Annotated in this window: 18 protein-coding genes and 2 pseudogenes; 14 read left to right on the forward strand and 6 right to left on the reverse strand. The window is 62.1% G+C overall.

The window, feature by feature from the left end; genetic code table 11:
* The first annotated feature begins 181 nt into the window (after positions 1-181).
* From OMP38_RS34000 to OMP38_RS34025, 6 genes are all read left to right on the forward strand, one after another.
* Complete coding sequence (locus OMP38_RS34000) at positions 182-1,093, forward strand: helix-turn-helix transcriptional regulator (RefSeq protein WP_477100095.1); 912 nt, start codon at positions 182-184, stop codon at positions 1,091-1,093.
* A 65-nt stretch (positions 1,094-1,158) separates the two neighbouring features.
* Positions 1,159-1,341: a hypothetical protein gene (locus OMP38_RS34005; protein ID WP_277568962.1), complete on the forward strand. Its 183-nt coding sequence runs from the start codon at positions 1,159-1,161 to the stop codon at positions 1,339-1,341.
* Between the two features lie 219 nt (positions 1,342-1,560).
* Positions 1,561-1,848 (forward strand): septation regulator SpoVG, encoded by a 288-nt coding sequence (gene spoVG / locus OMP38_RS34010; protein ID WP_067781204.1) that lies wholly within the window; start codon positions 1,561-1,563, stop codon positions 1,846-1,848.
* 161 nt (positions 1,849-2,009) lie between these two features.
* Positions 2,010-3,434 (forward strand): bifunctional UDP-N-acetylglucosamine diphosphorylase/glucosamine-1-phosphate N-acetyltransferase GlmU, encoded by a 1,425-nt coding sequence (gene glmU, locus OMP38_RS34015; protein WP_277568963.1) that lies wholly within the window; start codon positions 2,010-2,012, stop codon positions 3,432-3,434.
* A 91-nt stretch (positions 3,435-3,525) separates the two neighbouring features.
* Positions 3,526-4,482: a ribose-phosphate diphosphokinase gene (locus tag OMP38_RS34020; protein ID WP_277568964.1), complete on the forward strand. Its 957-nt coding sequence runs from the start codon at positions 3,526-3,528 to the stop codon at positions 4,480-4,482.
* Positions 4,483-4,625: 143 nt separating this feature from the next.
* Entirely contained in the window at positions 4,626-5,273 is a 648-nt protein-coding gene (locus OMP38_RS34025; protein ID WP_277568965.1) for a 50S ribosomal protein L25, read from the forward strand.
* A 206-nt stretch (positions 5,274-5,479) separates the two neighbouring features.
* Here the strand turns inward: OMP38_RS34025 and OMP38_RS34030 are convergent, their stop codons facing one another.
* Positions 5,480-5,683: a hypothetical protein gene (locus tag OMP38_RS34030; RefSeq protein WP_255374658.1), complete on the reverse strand. Its 204-nt coding sequence runs from the start codon at positions 5,681-5,683 to the stop codon at positions 5,480-5,482.
* A 110-nt stretch (positions 5,684-5,793) separates the two neighbouring features.
* Between OMP38_RS34030 and pth the strand changes: the two genes are divergently transcribed.
* The 4 genes and pseudogenes from pth to OMP38_RS34050 all read left to right on the forward strand — a co-directional run bounded on the left by pth (position 5,794) and on the right by OMP38_RS34050 (position 11,559).
* Entirely contained in the window at positions 5,794-6,357 is a 564-nt protein-coding gene (gene pth / locus OMP38_RS34035) for an aminoacyl-tRNA hydrolase (RefSeq protein ID WP_277568966.1), read from the forward strand.
* Between the two features lie 171 nt (positions 6,358-6,528).
* Positions 6,529-6,760: pseudogene (locus OMP38_RS34040) on the forward strand (anti-sigma-F factor Fin).
* Between the two features lie 109 nt (positions 6,761-6,869).
* Positions 6,870-10,394, forward strand: a complete 3,525-nt coding sequence (gene mfd, locus OMP38_RS34045) for a transcription-repair coupling factor (RefSeq protein ID WP_277568967.1) — start codon at positions 6,870-6,872, stop codon at positions 10,392-10,394.
* Entirely contained in the window at positions 10,381-11,559 is a 1,179-nt protein-coding gene (locus OMP38_RS34050; protein WP_277568968.1) for a peptidylprolyl isomerase, read from the forward strand. Before mfd ends, OMP38_RS34050 begins: the two co-directional genes overlap by 14 nt.
* A 104-nt stretch (positions 11,560-11,663) precedes the next feature.
* Here the strand turns inward: OMP38_RS34050 and OMP38_RS34055 are convergent, their stop codons facing one another.
* From OMP38_RS34055 to OMP38_RS34075, 5 genes are all read right to left on the reverse strand, one after another.
* Positions 11,664-12,287: an anti-sigma factor gene (locus OMP38_RS34055; RefSeq protein WP_277568969.1), complete on the reverse strand. Its 624-nt coding sequence runs from the start codon at positions 12,285-12,287 to the stop codon at positions 11,664-11,666.
* Positions 12,257-12,451, reverse strand: a complete 195-nt coding sequence (locus tag OMP38_RS34060) for a zf-HC2 domain-containing protein (RefSeq protein WP_277568970.1) — start codon at positions 12,449-12,451, stop codon at positions 12,257-12,259. The genes OMP38_RS34055 and OMP38_RS34060 overlap by 31 nt, the downstream gene beginning before the upstream one ends.
* A 5-nt stretch (positions 12,452-12,456) precedes the next feature.
* Positions 12,457-13,023 carry an RNA polymerase sigma factor gene (locus OMP38_RS34065; protein WP_277568971.1) on the reverse strand — a complete coding sequence of 189 codons (567 nt, stop codon included), beginning with the start codon at positions 13,021-13,023 and terminating at the stop codon, positions 12,457-12,459.
* Positions 13,024-13,163: 140 nt separating this feature from the next.
* Positions 13,164-13,940: a plastocyanin/azurin family copper-binding protein gene (locus OMP38_RS34070; RefSeq protein ID WP_277568972.1), complete on the reverse strand. Its 777-nt coding sequence runs from the start codon at positions 13,938-13,940 to the stop codon at positions 13,164-13,166.
* A gap of 13 nt (positions 13,941-13,953) precedes the next feature.
* On the reverse strand, positions 13,954-15,585 hold the full coding sequence (locus OMP38_RS34075; protein ID WP_277568973.1) for a plastocyanin/azurin family copper-binding protein: 1,632 nt from the start codon (positions 15,583-15,585) through the stop codon (positions 13,954-13,956).
* A gap of 348 nt (positions 15,586-15,933) precedes the next feature.
* Between OMP38_RS34075 and spoVT the strand changes: the two genes are divergently transcribed.
* The 4 genes and pseudogenes from spoVT to OMP38_RS34095 all read left to right on the forward strand — a co-directional run bounded on the left by spoVT (position 15,934) and on the right by OMP38_RS34095 (position 20,800).
* Positions 15,934-16,476, forward strand: coding sequence for a stage V sporulation protein T (spoVT, locus tag OMP38_RS34080; RefSeq protein ID WP_277568974.1), 543 nt, complete (start codon positions 15,934-15,936; stop codon positions 16,474-16,476).
* Positions 16,477-16,915: 439 nt separating this feature from the next.
* Positions 16,916-18,589: an oligosaccharide flippase family protein gene (locus OMP38_RS34085; RefSeq protein WP_277568975.1), complete on the forward strand. Its 1,674-nt coding sequence runs from the start codon at positions 16,916-16,918 to the stop codon at positions 18,587-18,589.
* 265 nt (positions 18,590-18,854) lie between these two features.
* Positions 18,855-20,338, forward strand: a pseudogene (gene yabN, locus OMP38_RS34090) (bifunctional methyltransferase/pyrophosphohydrolase YabN).
* Between the two features lie 189 nt (positions 20,339-20,527).
* Positions 20,528-20,800, forward strand: a complete 273-nt coding sequence (locus tag OMP38_RS34095; RefSeq protein WP_090117831.1) for an HU family DNA-binding protein — start codon at positions 20,528-20,530, stop codon at positions 20,798-20,800.
* Position 20,801: the final 1 nt, after the last annotated feature.

The following is a 20,801-nucleotide window of genomic DNA, read 5'->3' on the forward strand; positions in this document are numbered from 1 at the left end:
TCGATAACGCGAGGATAGGCCGTCGGCTTCGAATTCGAGGCCGGCGGTTTTTTTGTCGATCTCTCCATTTTAAGCCGACTTGCGGTAGGACCATCAGCTTATTTGAGAGTTGAAGCGTCGCTTGGGTGAGAATTCCAGCGTATAATAAAGGGGACCATACGTTCCCTTGGCGGTGATAGCAGTGAAGCTGGAGAGGCTCATTTCGATTACATACGCTTTGCTTAATCAGGAAGTCATGTCGGCGGCGGCGCTCGCTGCGCAACATCAGGTATCGCCGAGGACGATCTATCGGGATATCGAGGCGATCTGCGCAGCAGGCATACCCGTCGTCTCCTACCAGGGTTCCAACGGCGGATTCGGCATTATCGAGGCATACAAGCTGGATCGGAGTCTCCTCGCCCCCGACGACGTGAACAGCCTCATCACGCTGCTCAGCAGCACGACGACCGTGTTCAGGGATCCTCGCGCGGAGCGGACGCTCGATCGGCTGCGTACGGTCCAGTCTTCCGAGCGGGTGCCGAGCCTTACCCTGGATTTGGGCAGCTGGCGGATGAACAACGAGCTGCTGCACGAGCTGCGCCAGGCGATCACGTCAAACTGCGTCGTCCGCTTCCGATATGTCAATGCGAAGAACGACCGCATCGATCGCTTGGTGGAGCCCGTAACGCTGCAGTTCAAATATTACGCTTGGTACTTGCACGGCTACTGCCGGACGCGCGCCGATTATCGGGTATTCAAACTGTCGAGGATCACGGATTTCAGCCGGACGGAGGAGCCGGTGCTTCGCGAGCATGCGCCGGCGGAGCTGAACGTCGGAGAGGGACTGTCCCGCAAACGGGATATGACGGGGGCGGTCATCCGGTTCTCGTCCGATGCCGTGGCTTCGGCGCTCGACTGCTTCTATGCGGAGGAAAAAAGCTTCGAACCGGACGGAGAGCTGACCGTGCGGATCGTAAATCCGACGGATTCGGACTGGCTTTTATCGCAGGTGCTCGGCTATGGCGGCAGCGCCTTTATTGAAGAGCCGGAATGGCTTAGAGATGAGCTGCGCGTCAAGCTCGCGAATTTGTGCGCGCGGTACGAGGAAGTATGACAGACTGCTGTCATACTTCCTTTTTTTATAATAGGCACATACGTTCCTGTGGGAGGAGTATGGCCATGACGATGATCTACCATCACCATATGCTGGAGGAGCAGGTTCGCGAGCAACGGCGCGAGATCGAAGCGGTGAATCGCGAGGCTTGGAAACGGGGCGACCGTCGAAAGGCGAGGCGCGCGGCGAGGACGGCTTCGCGCGGCGGGCTGCAAATGGTGATCGCCACGCTGTGGAAATGGTTTTAAACGCAGCGTTCGGAACTCCGTTTTGCGATGGCTTGACGCCGCGCGAAGACGGCGTTTTTGTCGAAAAAAAGCCAATGGCGGCGTACGATGTCGACAATATCCGGTACTGAAAAAATAATTAAAATATTGGACTAGTTTTACCAGATTTAAGAAGGAATCCGCACGATTTTGTGGAATATTACACCAAGTCTTCTGATGGGGCAAAGGTGGTGAACACAAGTGCAAATTACAGATGTCAGACTCCGCCGCGTTAATTCCGAGGGGCGAATGAAGGCAATCGCGTCTATCACGATCGACAACGAGTTCGTCGTCCATGATATTCGCGTGATCGACGGCAACAACGGCATGTTCGTTGCGATGCCGAGCAAACGTACGCCCGACGGAGAATTCCGAGATATCGCTCATCCCATCTCTTCGGGCACGCGGGAGAAGATCCAGTCCGCCGTACTCGCCGAGTACGAGCGCGCCGCCGTGGAGGAAGAAGAGGTGCTGGTCGAAGGTGCGTAGTGCTTGTGTTCGCGCTTAAGCGACGATAGACGCCGAGAATACGAAGTAGCATCGCGAGAGCCGGAGACGGCTCTCTTTTCATTTGCACGGTAATAAGCTATGATCACAAGTGAAAAAGACCGTGCGCGCGGGAAAGCGGGAAAAGGAGGCATTCGCCCGATATGACGAGAATGGCTGTGATTCTGGCTGCCGGACAAGGCAAACGGATGAAATCCAAATTATATAAAGTGCTGCATCCCGTATGCGGCAAGCCCATGGTGGGGCACGTGCTCGACGCGGTCCGGGGCATCGGCTGCGAGCGTGCCGTCGTCGTCGTCGGCCATGGCGCGGAGGCCGTACAGCGGACGCTGGGCGATTCGGTCGAATACGCGCTGCAGCAGCAGCAGCTCGGCACCGGGCATGCTGTGCTTCAGGCCGCGCCGGCGATCGGCACTGCCGATGGCGTGACGATCGTCGTCTGCGGCGACACGCCGCTTGTCAGTTCGGAGACGCTGGAGGCGCTCATCGCGCTGCATGCGGCCGAAGGCGCAGCCGCCACGATCCTGACCGCGGAGCTCGCTCAGCCTGCAGGCTACGGACGCATCGTCCGCGGCGAAGACGGCAGCGTCCACCGCATCGTGGAGCAGAAGGACTGCACGCCTGAGCAGGCGGCGATCCGGGAGATCAATACCGGCACTTATTGCTTCGACAACTTGAAGCTGTTCGAAGCGCTCGCCGCCGTCACGAACGACAATGCCCAAGGCGAGTACTACCTCACCGACGTGATCGGCATCCTTCAGGCGCGCGGGGAGCGCATCTCCGCTTCGGTCGCGGCGGACCCGGCCGAGTCGATCGGCGTCAACGACCGCATCGCGCTGTCCGAGGCGGAGCGGCTCATGCGGGAGCGCATCGCGCGGCGTCACCAGACGAACGGCGTGACGATCGTGGATCCGGCCGGCACCTATATTGAAGCGGGCGTGACGATCGGCGCGGACACTGTCCTGTACCCGGGCACGTTCCTGCGGGGCGGCACGGTCATCGGCGAGGACTGCATCATCGGCCCTGGCGCGGATCTGGCCGATACGGCCGTCGGTGACGGCACGACGATCCGCCAGTCGGTAGCGGAGTCGGCGCAGCTCGGCGCCGGATGCGCCGTAGGTCCGTTCGCTTATCCGAGGCCGGGCACGAAGCTCGCGGACAACGTCAAGATCGGCGACTTCGTCGAGATCAAGAACGCCGAGATCGGCGCCGGCAGCAAAGTGCCGCACTTAAGCTACGTAGGCGACGCGGTCGTCGGAAGCGGCACCAACATCGGCTGCGGGACGATTACCGCCAACTACGACGGGTATAATAAATCGAAGACCGTCATCGGCGACGATGCCTTCATCGGCAGCAATTCCAACCTGATCGCCCCGGTGACCATCGGCAATGGCGCCTACGTGGTCGCCGGCTCCACCGTCACGCACGACGTGCCGGACGGCAGCGTCGCGATCGCGCGCGCCCGCCAGGAGAACAAGGACGGCTACGCGGATAAGCTCCGGTCAAGGGCCAAGTCGAAGAAGGAAGCCGCCGCGAAGCGCAAGGACGGCGAAGACACCCGCGCATAGCGGGACAGATTCAAACGGGCGGGGATGCGCCGCCGCCCTGCGCTCCGGCGCGGGCGGGGCCATCGTCGACCTCACCGAAAGCGAGGCGCTTATGAGCTACCCTGACAACACCCTGAAGCTTTTCTCCTGCAGCTCGAATCCTCGCCTGGCGGAGGCGATCGCCAGGCATATCAGCGTGCCGCTCGGCGACGTGAAGGTCACCCGGTTCAGCGACGGAGAGATCCACATCCGGCTGAACGAGAGCGTGCGGGGCGCGGACGTATTCGTCGTCCAATCGACCTCCTGGCCGGTCAACGAGCATCTGATGGAGCTGCTCGTCATGGTCGACGCGCTGAAGCGCGCCTCCGCCAAGACGATCAACGTCGTCATCCCTTACTACGGCTACGGACGCCAGGATCGCAAGGCGCGATCGCGCGACCCGATCACCGCGAAGCTGGTCGCCAATCTGATCGAGACGGCGGGCGCGCACCGCGTCATCGCCATGGACCTGCATGCCATGCAGATCCAGGGCTTCTTCGACATCCCGGTCGATCATCTGCTCGGCGTCCCGATCCTCGGCGATTACTTCCAGAGCAAGGGATTGATCGCGCCCGTCGTCGTATCTCCCGACCACGGCGGCGTGGTACGCGCACGCCGGCTGGCGGACGAGCTTCAGGCGCCGCTCGCCATCATCGACAAGCGCCGTCCCGAGCCCAACGTCGTCGAAGTCATGAACATCATCGGCGACGTCTCCGGACGTACGGCGATCCTGATCGACGACATCATCGATACGGCCGGCACGATCTGCCTGGCGGCGCAGGCGCTCAAGGAAGCAGGGGCGCGCGAGATCTACGCCTGCTGTACCCATGCCGTGCTGTCCGGACAAGCGATGGAGCGGCTCGAGTCGTCGCCGATCACCGAGGTGACGGTGACCGACACGATCCCGCTCCGCACGCCGGGCGCCTCGACCAAGATGCGCGTGCTGTCGGTCGCCCCGTTGCTCGGCGAAGCGATCGTGCGCATCCACGAACAGCAGTCCATCAGCAAGCTTTTTGAACCGCACGCCTGATCGGCTCGAAGGCCGCGCTGTCTCCAACGAGACGGCGCGGCCTTCTTTTGCCGTCTCAAGGCTTGCTTTTTGTTTAGCGCCCCCTCCCGAAGGGTAAAATAAATGCATGTCTTCAAATTTTGCAGCAATCGGGAGGAATCGGTATGACGACGACATTGCGTGCGGAATCGCGCCAGCGCTCCACGAAAGGTGCGCTTAGGCAGCTTCGGATACAAGGCCGGGTACCCGGCGTCGTGTACGGCAAGGGCTTGCAGGAGCCGAGTCCCATCGCGCTCGACAGCAAGGAGCTCTCTGCGTTGATGCGTGGTCATGCGCATGCGGTGCTTCAGCTCGAGTTGCCGGGCAACGGCAGCCAATCCGTCCTGCTGACGGACGTGCAGCGGGATAAGCTCAGCGGCCAAGTGCTGCATGTCGACTTCCACCAGATCAACCTCAACGAAAAGATCAAGGCGCCGATCCGCGTCGAAGTCTCGGGTACGAGCCCGGGCGAAAAAGAAGGCGGCCTGCTGACGGTCGTGCTTCACGAGATCGAAGTGGAGTGCGTCGCCCGCGATCTGCCCGAGTCCGTCACGGCAGACATCTCGTCCCTGGGCTTCGGCGAGAATCTGACGATCGGCCAGCTCGCGTTCCCGCCCGGCGTCAAGCCGCTGCAGGACGAAGAGACCGTGGTCGTCGCCGTGCTCGCGCCGCAGAAGGACATATCCGCCGAGGAGGCGGACGCTTCGGCCGACGTATCCGAAGAGAATGCGAAGCATCACGACGCGGCGCAAGCCGTGGAGACGGACGCTTAAGCCTCTTCCTTGCATGAACCCACTTATCCACATATGTGAACAAGAAGCGCCAGGCTGTGGATAGCCTTGGCGTTTCTTATTTAACAAGGGATTTCGAACACAGAGCCTTCCTTGCTTTTGCACAAAATTGTGGATGCTTTGTGGATAAAATAAAAGCAGAGAGCCGCCTGTCCCTTCGGACGGACGGCTCTCTGCTTGAGATTCGACTAGTATCCGGGCCTCGAGATGAACGTGAACGACTTGCGACAATACACGTTGTTGTTGACCTTCACGTATTCTTTGCCATAATATTCGATGAACCCGATGTCGCTGTGCTCCTTGTTCCGATAGATCTGGACGGGCACCTCCGCTACGATATGGTCGGCGAAGTGCCTGTCATGGGACAAGGTCTGGCCGTTGATGTACATCATTGATCATCACCACCCCTGGCGTTTGTGCTATGTAACCTAGATGACACTGCGGCAGGCGAATTCGTTGCAGCTTGCCCTTAAAATTATGTTGAAACGGAGCTGAACTACCGATGAGATGGATCGTAGGTCTAGGCAATCCCGGACCGGAATACGCGGCGACCCGGCACAATGCGGGCTTCATGGTCGTCGACGAGCTGGCGCGGCGCTGGAGCACGCAGGTGAACCAGAGCAAGTGCAAAGGCCTTTACGGCGAAGCGCGGGTGCGCGGCGAGAAGGTGGCGCTGCTGAAGCCGATGACGTATATGAATCTGTCGGGGGAGTCGGTGCGGGCGTTGATGGATTATTACAAGGTCCCCCTTGAAGACGGCATCGTCGTCTACGACGACCTCGACACGGAGACGGGCAAGATCCGGCTTCGATATCAAGGGAGCGCGGGCGGTCATAACGGCATCAAGTCCATCATCGCGCATACGGGGACTCAGTCGTTCAACCGGGTGCGCATGGGCATCTCGCGTCCCGTCGGCGGCATGAAGGTGGTCGACTACGTGCTCGGCGTATTCCCGAAGAGCGAGCAGGAGGCGCTGCGGACGATGATCGCGGACGCGTGCGACGCCATCGAATACGCGCTCGATCACCCGTTCGAGGAGACGATGGCGAAGTTCAACGGCAAGTAATACGGGGGAAAGCAGAGCCTCGAGCGCACGCGCAAAGCGAGGAGAAACGGTCATCCGCAGGATGCGCCATCCATTTTCGCTTAAAATCGCCGAGGGTCGGGCATACTGAAGGGAGCGCGGCTGCATGGCTCGTCCATAGCCGCATAATCTGCCTTCAGGAGGCATACCCATATGGCTGTGAACTACGTTTGCCGGCACTGCCGCACGCCGCTTGGCCGATTCGAGGGGGGCCGACGTATCCGAATATAGGCTGGGCTTGCATTTCTTGACCCCCGAAGAGCGAAAGCGTATAATAGCGTATAATTCAAACGGAGATGTGACGGTGCAGGTGGTCTGCGATTACTGCAGCCAGGCGCTCGACCATCATCCCGAACTGGCGTTGCTGAGCAATCCGCTCCAATAAGCGCCGCCGTCCGCTGCGACAAACGAACGATATAAGAGGCCTCGGCTTTACGCCCAGGCTTCTTTTTGAATGAACGTGAACGTAGATTGTACGTATAAGGGGAAAAGCGATGAAGCCGCTAATGAATACGTTAGCTACCGACCCCGACTTCCAGTCCGTCCTCGCAGGCCTTCGTGGCAGCATGCGGGAGCAGCTGGTGGCGGGGCTGTCCGGTTCGGCCAGGCAGGTCATGATTGCCGCGACCGTCCGGGAGCTGGGGAGACCCGTGCTCGTCGTCACGCACAATATGTTCTCCGCGCAGAAGATGGCGGAGGACCTGCAGGAATGCCTGACTGCGGAGGAAGTGCTCCTCTACCCGGCCAACGAGCTGATCGCGGCGGAGACGGCGATCTCGAGTCCGGAGACGTCGGCCAGGCGCATGGATGCATTGCTACAACTCGCGGAAGGCTTCCGCGGGGTTATTGTCGTGCCCTTCTCCGGCGTGCGCCGCTTCCAGCCGAGCAAGGATACGATGGCGAGCGCCTTCATCACCTTGCGCGCGGGCGATACGCTGCCGATGGACGAATTCCTGCGGCGCATGATCGGGCTCGGCTACGAGCGCGTGGACCGCGTGGAGCAGAAGGGGCATCTCAGCGTGCGCGGCGGCATCGCGGACTTTTTCCCGCTGACGAGCGCGAGCGCGGTGCGCGTCGAATGGTTCGACGACGAGATCGACTCGATCCGCACGTTCGATCCGGCGGACCAGCGCTCGATCGAAAAGCTGGAGAGCTACACCGTGCGTCCCTGCCGCGAGATCATCGCCGACGAGCGGCGCTTTGCGAACGCGGCGCAGCATGCCTTCGAGCTGCTTGAGGGCCAGCTGGAGAAGATGGCGGACCGCCAGGCCAAGGAGCGCCTAAAGTCCGAGATTACCCGGGAAATCGACGACCTGCGCCAAAATACGTACTTTTCCGAAATCTATAAATATATCTCGTTGCTCTACCCCGAAAGACAGACGCTGTTCGACTACGTGCCCAAGGATACGCTGCTCATCATGGACGAGCCGAACCGGCTCGCCGAGACGGCGCGCCAGCTGGAGCGGGACGAGACCGAATGGTCGACGCATCTGCTGTCGCAGGGCAAGTCGCTGCCGGGCTTCACGCTGGCCGTGCCGGCGGAGCAGGCGCTGTATCCGCGAACGTTCCAGACGGTTTACCTGTCGCTGTTCGTCCGCCAGATCCCGCACACGCAGCCGCAGAACATCGTGAACTTCGTCTGCCGCTCGATGCAGAGCTTCCACGGGCAGATGAACCTGCTGAAGGCGGAGATGGAGCGCTGGCGCAAGGGCGGCGCGCATATCGTCATGCTGGCCGGCAGCGCGGAGCGGGCCGAGCGGATGCGCCGCGTGCTTGACGACTACCAGATCGAGACGCCGGAGATCGTCGAGGGCAACCTGCAGAGCGGGTTCGAGATGCCTTCCGTCAAGCTCGTCGTCATCACCGAAGGCGAGATGTTCACGCAGAAGCAGCGCAAGGCGCGCCGCGTCGACCGCCGCATGGACAACGCCGAGCGCATCAAGAGCTACACGGAGCTGAAGGTCGGCGACTACGTCGTCCACCAGAACCACGGCATCGGCAAGTATATGGGCATCGGCACGCTTGAAGTTGGCGGCATTCACAAGGACTACCTGCATGTTATCTACGCGGGCGGCGACAAGCTGTCCATCCCGGTCGAGCAGTTCGACCTGATCCAGAAGTACGTCGGCTCGGACGAAAAGGAACCGAAGGTGAGCAAGCTCGGGGGCGCGGAGTGGAACCGGGTCAAGTCCAAGGTGCGCTCTTCGGTCAAGGATATCGCCGACGACCTGATCAAGCTGTACGCGGATCGCCAGGCGACGCCGGGCTACGGCTTCGGCGAAGACACGCCGTACCAGCAAGAGTTCGAGGCGATGTTCCCCTACGACGAGACGACGGACCAGCTGCGCGCGATCGAGGAGATCAAGACCGACATGCGCAAGCCGCGTCCGATGGACCGTCTGCTCTGCGGCGACGTCGGCTACGGCAAGACGGAGGTCGCGATCCGGGCGGCGTTCAAGGCGGCCATCGAGGGCAAGCAGGTGGCGGTGCTCGTGCCGACGACGATCCTCGCGCAGCAGCATTACGAGACGTTCCGCGAGCGCTTCTCCGGCTATCCGTTCAACATCAAGGTGCTGAGCCGGTTTCGCACGCGCAAGGAGCAGACGGAGACGATCAAGGGCGTGAAGGCAGGCACCGTCGACGTGCTGATCGGCACGCACCGGCTGCTGTCGCAGGACGTCGTGTTCAAGGACCTCGGCCTGCTCATCGTGGACGAGGAGCAGCGGTTCGGCGTCTCGCACAAGGAGAAGCTCAAGCGGCTCAAGACGAGCGTCGACGTGCTGACGCTGACCGCGACCCCGATCCCGCGGACGCTGCATATGTCGATGCTCGGCGTGCGCGACCTGTCGGTCATCGAGACGCCGCCGGAGAACCGTTTCCCCGTCCAGACCTACGTGGTCGAATACAGCCCGACGCTCGTCCGGGAGGCGATCGAGCGGGAGCTGGCGCGGGACGGACAGGTGTACTTCCTGTTCAACCGGGTGCAGGGCATCTACCAGATGGCCGAGCAGATCTCGGCGCTCGTGCCGGATGCCAAGATCGCGGTCGCGCACGGCCAGATGTCCGAGCAGGAGCTCGAGCGCACGATCCTGGACTTCCTTGACGGCGAGTACGACGTGCTCGTCAGCACGAGCATCATCGAGACGGGCGTGGACATCCCGAACGTCAACACGCTGATCGTGCACGACGCGGACAAGATGGGCTTGTCTCAGCTGTACCAGCTGCGTGGGCGCGTCGGACGTTCCAACCGGATCGCCTACGCCTACTTCGGCTACCAACGGGACAAGGTACTTAACGAGGTGGCGGAAAAGCGGCTGCAGTCGATCAAGGAGTTCACCGAACTTGGCTCGGGCTTTAAGATCGCGATGCGCGACCTGTCCATCCGCGGCGCGGGCAACCTGCTCGGCGCGGAGCAGCACGGGTTCATCGCGTCCGTCGGCTTCGACCTCTATTCGCAGATGCTCGCGGAGGAGGTCAACGCGCGCAAGGCCGAATGGCACGGCGAGAAGGCGCCTCCCCCGCCGCCGGTTAACACGCAGCTTGACCTGGGCGTGGACGCCTACGTGCCGCCCGAATATATTTACGACAGCATCCAGAAGATCGAGATTTACAAAAAGGTGGCTGCGGCGGCCTCGGGAGACGACGTCAGCGACCTGCTCGAGGAGCTGGTCGACCGGTTCGGAGATCCGCCGAAGCCGGTGCTGAGTCTCTTGAGCGTGGCGCGAATCAAGGCGCTCGCGCGGGTCTACGGCATCGAGTCGATCGTCAACCGCAACGACGATCTGACGATCAAGTTCGAGGAGCGCCGCAGCGCGGAGCTCGACGCCAAAAAATTCAAGGCGCTCGAGGGCCGATATCAAGGCCGGGTGCAGCTGGTCCAGCAGACGCCGCATCCGCTCGTGCGCATCCGGGTCAAGGGCCTCGACGACGATTCAATGTTGGCGCTTGTCGAAGAGTTTCTGTTACAATATAAAGAAGCGACAAAATCCAAGGAGGAATTGCAAAATGCTGTACAATAAACGCGGAACGTACCGTCGGTTCGCTTTTCTGCTGGCGGCCCTCGTTCTGCTCGCCGCGACGGCAACCGCTTGCGGCAAGAGTAAAAACGAACAATCCGGCGCGTCGGCGTCCGCTTCGGCTTCATCCTCGGCCTCGGCCACCCCGACCGCTAGCATAGATCCGGACACCGTGCTCGCCACCTGGGACGGCGGAGAGCTGAAGCAAGCCGAATTCGGCAAGTACGAAGCGTTCATGAACGTGACCAACCCGCAGATGGCGATGTACCTGTCGATCCCGCAGTACAAGGAAGAGATCGTCAAGCAATACATCCTGCAAAAGGCGTTTGCTGAACGCGCGACGGACGAGCAGAAGAAAGCGGGCAAGGCGCAGGCCGACGAGTTCAAGAAGCAGCTCGACACGGCGCTGAAGGACGAGACGAACGGCGCGTCCATCAAGGACGCGATGAAGAACAACAACATCACCGAGGACGAGATGGTCGACCTCGTGGTGACGCTGGCGACGGGCGGCGAGATCAGCACCGCCAAGGAGAACGAAGTCAAGGCGACCGTCAAGGACGCCGACATCAAGGCCGAGTTCGACAAGGCGCCGGCCGACTACAACGTCGACACGGTGCGTCACATCCTCGTCTCCTTCACGGATCCTGCCACGAACAAGGAGCGTACCGACGCGGACGCGCTGAAGCGCGCGCAAGAAGTGAAGAAGAAGCTTGAGGACGGCGGAGACTGGACCGCGCTGGCGAAGGAATACTCCGACGACACCGGCTCCAAGGACAACGGCGGCCTCTACGATAAGACGCAAGCCAAGACTTGGGTCGAAGAGTTCAAGAACGCGGCCAACACGCAGGCGATCGGCGCCATCGGCGATCCGGTGAAGACGGAGTACGGCTATCACGTGATGAAGGTCGAAGCCCGCGAAGTCGCGACTTACGACAAGCTGTCCCAGACGGACAAGGACGCGATCGTCAAGACGCTCGTCGATCCGAAGATGCAGACGTATATTCAGGAAGAAACGGACAAGCTGAAAATCAAGGTTACGCTGCCTGCCGAGCCTTCTCCATCGCCGTCGGCTAGCGCATCGGCATCCGCGTCGGCTTCGGCCAGCGCGCCGGCATCCCCATCGGCGAGCGCTTCTGCGTCTCCGTCGGCCAGCGCGTCCAGCAAATAAGAAGAACGCATGAAGGCACCCGGCTGCGCGCAGCCGGGTGCTTTTTGAGTCTTGAGTCAGTTTTGTGTTTATCATTTTAGCGTCTAGTTGCTTTGCGCTGTCCCTTAGACGGATCCGAACATCTTATCCCCGCGCGGCTGATCCCCGCGGTCGTCGGGCTCTAGCGTGATGCCGATCTTGTCGAAGTCCAGGTTGGCCGCCTCGATCGGCATGGCCAGCACGCCCAAGCCCTGATCGTTGTCGGCTACGCGGAAGGTGCCCGCGCTCTTGCGTATGCCGTCCTTAAGCAGCCAAACCTGGTAGGCTTCATCGCCGCTGGTCGGCGAAGCGCCGTAGACGTAGACGACGAATTGGCGGCTCTTTCCGTTGTCGACGATACAGGCGATGCCGAACGCCTGGGAAGCTTCCGGCGCTTCCGATTGGAGCGGGACGGCGAGCTTGACTTGCGAGGCCGGCACGGATAGCGCACGTTCGATCGGCGGCGGGGCTGCGCCGTTTTCCCGGAAGAGCTTGTAATTCCATACCGAGCTCGCCGCCAGCAGAATCAGCAGCACCGATGCGGAGACCGGGAGCCAGCGGCTTTTTCTCGTCCGCCGGTCTTCCCGACTGCTGCTTCGGACTGAATCCGTCCCACTCTTTACGCTACCCTTGGCGATTGCCAGATCCGCCTCCAGCGCGGCATTCATCACTTGGCGCTTCAGATCCTCGGGCGGTTCGATGTTCTCCATGTCCGCGTAAAGCGCCCCCATGCGAGCTGCAGATCGTTCCATTCGGCCCTGCAGGCTTCGCAGCCCGGAAGATGACGTTCGAAAGCGAGCCGCTCCTCGTCGCTGCAATCGCCGGTCATAACGGATAGACATAGATCGCATAGCGGCTTTTGCTTGTCATGCATCGTCATCACTCTCCTTCCAAGGCCAGATGTCTGCGCAATATTCTCAAAGCCTGATGCAGTCTGTTCTTCACGGTACCGAGCGGTTCCCCGTATCGGGCCGCCAGCTCCCTGAGCGTGAAACCCTGCCAGTAAAAATGCTCCAGCAGCTCGATCTGAGGGCCGGTTAAATAACGGTAGGCGCCGCGAATTTGACCTTTGAGCGATTCGCGCTCGACACTGGCTTCGGGCGATGCGTCTTCGTCGCCGGGAATGCTCGCCAACTGATCGGACGTATAGGGAACGATGCCTGCGGACTCCCTGCGCTGCTTGCGCAGCCAATCGATCGTTATATTGCGGGTAATGGTAATGAGCCAGTTCGCGTATTTGCCTTTATCTTCGCTGTAATCGGAGTCGGTCGTCCATAACCGCACGAATACCGACTGCACGATATCCCGCGCGGCCTGCTCCTCCCGGACGGCCCTGAACGCATACGAATAGACCAGGCTCGCGAAGCGGTCGTACAGGACGGATAGCGCTTCTTGGCGCTTGAGCTTGACGAGCAGCATTAATTCATGGTCGGTTAAATGATGCATAGGGGCATAGCCTCCAAGGTCGGCTTGAGGAACGCCTTCGCGCATGCGGCGCTCCGATCGGTCGATCGCGGCGGGCGATACGGCAAGAGCAGGGGAACCGGCTAGCCGGTCTCCCTGCTCGGATATGTGCGCGCGGGCGCTCAATCGGCCTTGACGACGATCGTCGCCCTCATGCCCGGATGGGGCGTGCAATAATAGCCGAATTCGCCTTCGTTCTCGAAAACGACCGTCTTCGACTCATCCTGGCCGAGAAGGCCGGTGTCGAAGGAGCCGTCGTCCGCGGTAGCCGTATGCTTGACCTTATCTCGATTCACGAACTTGACCGAGTCGCCCGGATGAATCTCCAGCTTTTCCACGGTGAAGCTGAAGTCGGAGATCTCGACGACATACGTCTTGGCGGCCGGCTTCTCGTCGTCGCCTCCGCCTTTACCGCCATGCTTGTCATCCTGCGCCGAGGCGGAGGGAGACGGCTTGGGAGACGGCGATGGGGTTCCCTTCGTGCCCGAAGACGGGCGCGAGCTGGCGGTCTTAACCGCGTCTGCCGAAGGAGACGGCTTGTGCGATGCGGAGGCATGACTGCCGCTGTCGTCCGTTCCGCCAGAATGTCCGCCGCCGTCATCGGCTTCGCCGGAATGCTGCGCCTGCGGCGTCGCAGTCGGCTTCGGCGTAGCGTTTGCGGGCTCCGGGCTCGCGGTCGGCGTGCTCTCAGCCGTTTGCGCTTGCGCCGAGGCTTGCGTGCTCGCTGTCGGCTGCGCGTCGTCGTCCGCCGAAGCAGAGGCCGTCTGCGTCTGCGCAGCGGCGCTTGCCGAATGGGCGGCATGCGCGCCCTCCGTCCCCGCCGCGTTATCGGAGGAGGCTCCGCAAGCGGACAACGCCAGCATGACTGCGACCAGGAGCGCCGCGAGTAAGCTTCTCATTCGCCTGCACCTCTCATTTTACGATAATTTGGCCGGTCATGAACGATTTGTGCGGCTGGCAGTAGTAATCGTACGTTCCGGGCTTATCCAGCTTGATCGTATAGGATTCGTCCTTGGCGAGCAGCGGACCTGCGAAGCTGCCGTTCACCGCCACCGCGTTGTGCTTCATATCGTCGAAATTCGTGAAAATAATCGTCGATCCGGCTTCGACCGTAAGCGGTCCGGACCCGAACGAATAGTCCTTGATGTCGACATGATAAGTCTTGCCGGTCTGCTCGGCAGGCGCCGATGGCGCAGCTTGGCCTGCGGACGTGCCCGAAAACTTGGCCGGGTCCACTACGAACCAGACTTGGCCTACATTCTGGCCGGTGGCGTCGCCGTGCTTCGTGTCCTTTACGAAATAATAAAGCGCGTAGCCCTTAAAGGCTGCCTGCTTGCTGCCGTCGGGACGGGTGATCGTGCCGAAGTCCGCCGCGTTCAAAGTGGATGGCACTTTCCCGGCAGCCGCGCCGTAGGCCGGCCAGTTAGCGAGGCAGTTGTCCGTGCAGGCGCTGGTTTGCGGCGTGTCTTTATCGAAATAGTAGAGCGTGCGGCCTGCGCTGTCGGTCAGATAACTGCCCAGCTCCGCGCTCTTGCCGATCATGACGCGATAGTCCGGCTTCGCTTCGAACCATACGCCCCCGACACCTTCGCCCAGCGTATCTCCAGCCTTGACGTCCTTGACGAACCGGTAAAGCGGCCAGCCTTTGTACATCCACTGTTTGACGCCGCTCGCATGCGTGACAACCGTGAAGTCCGCCGGATCCAGGCCGGCCGGAATCCGCAGTTCGTCGGCGGTCAGCAGCGGCCAATTGGCGACGCATTGACCTTGGCAAGCGTCGAGATCGTCCGCGTCGTTCGAAAAGTAGTACAGCGTAAGACCTTTTCCGTCGGCCAAATAGGCATCGCCGGCGGCATCATGGCGCAGCGCGATACGCTCGCCGGCAGGCAGCGACGCGGTTGCCGGAAGAACGCCTTCCTTCTGAAGCATGTCGAAGAGCGGATGTCCCATCGCGGTCGGCGCCGACAGCGATTCGACCAGGGCTGCCGCCATATGCGCATTCGTGAGGGTTGGCGTACCGGCGATCGCCGCCAGTCCTTTGCCGGACGCGAACGCTTCCGTATCTTTGTAGGCGAAGTCTGCGTTCGAACGGTAGCCGAGCGTCTCGAGCAGCACCTTGTACAGCTGCTGCGAGCTAACGGGCGCGAGCGGGTTGAAGCGGTTCGCGCCTTCGCCCGCCCAGCCGTATTCGGGATGGCCGTGCAAGAAGGCCAGAATCGGCCGGTTGCTCGCGCCGGCGAGATTGGCGTCGGCGAAGCTGTCGGCGCCTTCGTATGCTTTGGCCGCTTCCAGCTTCCCTTGCAGTCTCAACGAGATGATGGCCGCTTGGATGCGCGTCGTACCTTTGGCCAAGTAATCGGCCGTGACGCCGCTGCCTTCGCCGATCAGCAAGCCCAGCTCCGCGGCCGACTGACCGTCCGTCTTGACCGCCGCGCCGCCGGGCTGGACCGTCGCGGCCGGCGTATCCGCCGCCGACGCCAGGGCCGGCATCAGCAAGACCGCGCCAAGGGAGAATGCTGCCATCCATTTTCCGAATCCGTTCATTCGCATGACCTCCAAATATGAGTTGGGTGATATTAGAGGTAACGCACGGAAAGGAAAAGCGGTTTGAACGAAATGAAAAAAAGCGAAAGGAGGGCAAATTGACGGAAATCGCTTTCATTGATTCTTCGCGGGCGACGCAGGGTAATTAATGGAAACCGAGGACTGGTCGCTGCGCCCGCCTGTGGGCGAGCGCATAAGAAATTGGGAGGGGTTAAATACTACTCCCATGGTAAAAGATCAATCCTTATCCCTGAGCTACCGCGTTCGTCATACATGCCGTATGCCGTACCTGATGCGGCTTCGGGCCATGGTCCAAAACATCCAAGGAAAGTGGGGCATCTCGCAACCATGAAAGCAACCGGAATAGTACGCCGCATCGACGATCTGGGCCGGGTAGTCATCCCGAAGGAAATCCGCAGGACGCTCCGCATCCGCGAAGGAGATCCGCTTGAGATCTTCGTGGACCGCGACGGGGAAGTCATTCTTAAAAAGTATTCGCCGATCGGCGAACTGGGCGACTTCGCCAAGGAGTACGCCGAGTCGCTCGCAGAGAGCACGGGTCATATTTGTCTGATCTCGGACCGTGACGCCGTCATCGCCGTCGCCGGCGCTTCCAAGAAGGAATATTTGGACAAAGCCATCGGGCAGACGCTCGAGAACTGCATGGAGAGCCGCAAGATCACGCTCGAAGCAAGCGGCGGTCAATTCGACCTGTTGCGCGACAACAGCGAGAGCTTGAGCGCATTCGTAGCCGCGCCGATCGTGGCAGGGGGCGACCCGATTGGGACGGTCGTGCTGCTTAGCCGCGAAGACGGCATGAAGATGGGCGAGATGGAGAGCAAGATGGTGGAGACGGCAGCCGGATTCCTGGCCAAGCAGATGGAGCAATAACAGCTGCAACGCGGTCCGCAACCAGACACAAATCAAGCTTCGCGAACGGAGAGATCCGGACCCGGAAGCTTTTTTTGTGCAGGCGCGCTATAAATGCATTGCCAAGGTCTACATAAGAATTATAATGCACGCATGAGCTTCCGAAACGTTTTGGAAAGCCCTAGCGGCGGAATGAAAGCAGTTCTATCGATCGCGCCACGCGAACCAAAGCACGTTGACGAAAAGCAGATGTTCGTGTTCAGGCTGGACGGCGGCGAATAACGGCGGTAGATCGCGCTGCGAGCGCTAGGCGCTGAGGCGAAGTTGCCGGCTGCGAAAGTCGCGGAATGAGCGGGTTTACCGTGTAGCTCGGGCGCCTCCTCCCTATGCTATAATGATTTCACTTATTCACAGGAACGGAGGAGCGCCGATCGCGGCATGCCGCGGCCGGCCAAGCGTCTTGAAAAGCCAATCCTCGCAACTCATGCGCGGCGCCGCCCTGCTCGGAGGCGCCGCGCTGCTGTCCAAGCTCATCGGCACGCTGCAGAAAATACCGCTGCAAAATCTGGCAGGGGACCGCGTCTTCGGCTTGTACAGCGCCGTATACGCGCTGGCGGTCATGTGGATGACGCTGGCGGCGGCGGGCATCCCCGTCGCGGTGTCCGCGCTCGTCGCCGAACGCGTCGCCGCAGGTGACGAACGCGGCGCGCGGCGGCTGCTTCGCTATGCCGCCGTCCTGCTCTCGGCGAGCGGGCTGCTCGCGTTCGCCGTCCTGTGGTCGGCGGCCGTTCCGCTGGCCGCCTGGATGGGCGCGCCCGAGGCGGCGGACGCGATCCGCGCCTCCTCGTTGGCGCTGCTCGCGGCGCCGCTGACGGCCGCGCTGCGCGGCTATTCGCAGGGACGGCTCGAGATGGGCCGTCCGGCGCTGTCTCAGCTCGCGGAGCAATGCGCCCGCGTCGCCTTCATGCTGTGCGCCCTCGGCTGGGCGCTGCGGCGGGACTGGTCGGCGGCTTCGACGGCGGCCGCCGTGCATGGCGGGCTGGCAGCCGGCGCGGTCGCCGGCCTGGCCGCGATGCTGATCTCCGGCCGGCGCAGCCGAGCCTACGATCGCGCCGAACGCGGCGCATCCGCCGCAGCTAAGGAAGCCGCCGTGCCGACAGAGTCCGGCCGCGTCCTGCTTCGCCGGATTATACGCGTCGCGCTGCCCGTCGCTGCCGGTTCGGTCGTGGCGCCGTTGTTCGGCCTGATCGACGCGTTTACGCTGCCGCGGTTCCTGCAGAGCGCGGGCGATACGGCTGCCGCCGCGATGTCCGCCTTCGGCGAATACAACCGCGGCGTCGCGCTGCTGCAGCTGGTGTCCATGGCTGCCGGCGGAGCCGCCGCGGCGTTGGTTCCCAGCCTCACGATGGGCCGCGGCTCCGCGCCGGGCATCGACGCCGAGAGCGCGACCCGCGCCGCTTTCGCGATGCGGCTGGCCTGGTGGTTTGGCGGCGCGGCCGCCGTGGGCCTGGCGATCCTCGCGCGGCCGATCAACGTCGCGCTGTTCGCCGACGCGCGCGGGACCGCCGCGATGGCTGTGCTCGGCGCCGCCGCGCTCGGCGCCGCGCTGCAGGCCGTCAGCGCCGCCGTGCTCCAGGGGCTCGGCGACCTACGCGCGCCGGCCCTCGATCTAGCCCTCGCCGCTCTCGTCAAGGCGGCGCTCAACGCCGCGCTCGTGCCGGCCTTCGGCATCGTCGGCGCTGCCGCTGCCGCCGCCTGCGCGTATGGCGCCGCGGCGGCGCTCAACCTGCGCGCGCTGCCGGCCCCGCGCTTCGCCGCCGCCGGCCGGCCCGCGCTCGCGCTCGCGGCGCTCGCCGCGACCGCGGGCGGCGGCTCACTCGCGCTGTCCGCGCTCACGCGCGGGCTTGCTCCGCGCGCCGCGGCGCTGCTCACGGCGCTGCCGTGCATCGCGCTAGGCGCGCTCGCCTTCGCGGCGGCGCTGGCCGCCTCCGGCGCGCTCGGCCCGCGCGAATGGCGCGCGCTTCCCGGCGTCGCCGGCTCGCGCGCCGAGCGGTGGCTGCTCCGCTTGCAGCCGGCTTCGCGCCGGGCGATCGAAGGGGCTGCCGAACCAGGCGGTACGCCGCCAGCGCCTTAGCTTCGCGTGCCAGCCGATCGTGGACCGGCACGATATTTCAAGCCTATCCCCTTCGATCAGGCAACGCTCCGCCACTAAGGCTTCCTGATTCAAAGGGATACCGTTAAAACGGTAAATAGGTGCTGTATACGGATAGTGGGGCTTCATGCCGAGTACCGTTATCACTTGTCCGCTCGCCCCGTCTCTGCCCGCATTTTGACTTCGCCCCCATTTTAAACCTATACTGGCTTATCGGCCTTCAAGCACCGGAAAGGATGAGTATCGCATGCCCCCATCCATCATCGTCGTCGGGCTTGGTTCCGGCGGAGAGGATCAATTGACGCTCGGCATCCTGAAGTCGCTGGAGTCCGCCAGCATTCGCTATTGCCGGACCGCGGACCACCCGGCCGTGGCGGATCTGGCTAAGCGCGGCATCGCGATGGAGCCGTTCGACGCGCTGTACGAGCGCAGCGACAGCTTCGAACAGGTGTACGAAGACATCGCGGAGACCTTGCTCGGCCGGGCGGCCGCGAATCCGGAGACGGCCGTCGCATACGCAGTGCCTGGCCATCCGATGGTCGCGGAGCGCACCGTGCAGCTGCTGCGCCAGCGCGCCGAAGCGCGCGGCGTCTCGCTTCGCATCCTGGGCGGGGAGAGCTTCCTCGACCAGGCGTTCGTGCGGCTGGGCTTCGATCCGATCGAAGGCTTTCAGCTGCTCGACGCCGCCGGCCTGAAGCGCGAGCATCTTCGCCCGTCGCTGCATACCGTCGTCGGCCAGGTTTACGACGCTTATACCGCTTCGGACGTCAAGCTCACGCTGATGGGCGCCTATCCGGACGATCACGAGATCGTGCTCGGGCAGGCGCTCGGCATCGCGGGGAAGAGCGTATCGCGCGTATGCCGCTCCATGATCTGGATCGTCAGGAGAACTACGGCAACCTGACGCTGGTCTACGTTCCCGCCAGCGACGATGCCCGGCTTCAGCGGCGATCGTTCGAACGGCTGCACGAGATCGTATCGATCCTGCGCAGCCCCGAGGGCTGCCCTTGGGATCGCGAGCAGACGCATCAGTCGATCCGCCGCAACTTCATCGAAGAGACGTACGAGGCGATCGAAGCGCTCGATCTCGACGATCCGGACGGCATGAAGGAAGAGTTCGGCGACGTGCTGCTGCAGATTCTGCTGCACAGCCAGATGGAGGAGGAGACCGGCGCGTTCGACGTGTTCGACGTGCTCGCCGAGCTGAACGACAAGCTGATCTTCCGCCATCCGCATGTCTTCGGCACCGAGAATGCGGGCGACGCCGAAGAGGCTTTGCGCAACTGGGAAGCCATGAAGGCCGAGGAGAAACGGCTCAAGGGACGTCCCGAGCGCGCGTCGCTCCTCGACGGCATCCCGAAGGACCTGCCGGCGCTTCCGCGCGCGCACAAGATCCAGAAGAAGGCGTCCGGCGTGGGCTTCGACTGGCCGGATCTCGAGGGCGTATGGGACAAGATCGCCGAGGAGCTGGACGAGCTCAAGGCAGCGGTGAAGGGCGAGTCGGCGGAGCGGCAGCGGGAGGAGTTCGGAGACCTGCTGTTCGCGGTCGTGAACGCGTCGCGCTTCATCCATGCGGATCCCGAGGAGGCGCTCGCAGCCACGAACCGCAAGTTCGCCGCCCGTTTTCGCTATATCGAAGAACGGTTAAGTATAAGCGGCCGCAAGTTTGACGAAACTGATTTACTAGAGATGGAAGGTTGGTGGCAAGAGGCTAAACACGCCGCCGACTAGTTCGAAGGCTCTATTTTTCGCTCGAGGCCGCGCTTTTCCGCTTTTTTTCGAATAATTTTTCGCGGATTTTGCAGGATTTTATCGGCAGGCGAAGAATAGTAACCTTCGTGCTTTTGCGTCAACAACAAGAGTTAAGGCGAACGACGCCAACCCAATTTAGGATTTCCAATTACGGGAGGAATATTAACCATGAACAAGACCGACCTGATCAACAACATTTCCGAAAAAAGCGGCCTGACGAAGAAGGACGTAGAAAACGTCCTTAACAGCTTCCTGGGCGAAGTATCCGACGCGCTGGCGTCCGGCGACAAGGTTCAACTCATCGGCTTCGGCACGTTCGAGACGCGCAGCCGTTCCGGCCGCGTGGGCCGCAACCCGCAAACGGGCAAGACGATCGAGATCGCCGCTTCCAAGGTTCCTGCCTTCAAAGCCGGCAACAAGCTGAAGGACGCAGTCAAGTAAT

The organism is Cohnella ginsengisoli (genome assembly GCF_029525555.1).
Classification (GTDB): Bacteria; Bacillota; Bacilli; order Paenibacillales; family Paenibacillaceae; genus Cohnella; species Cohnella ginsengisoli.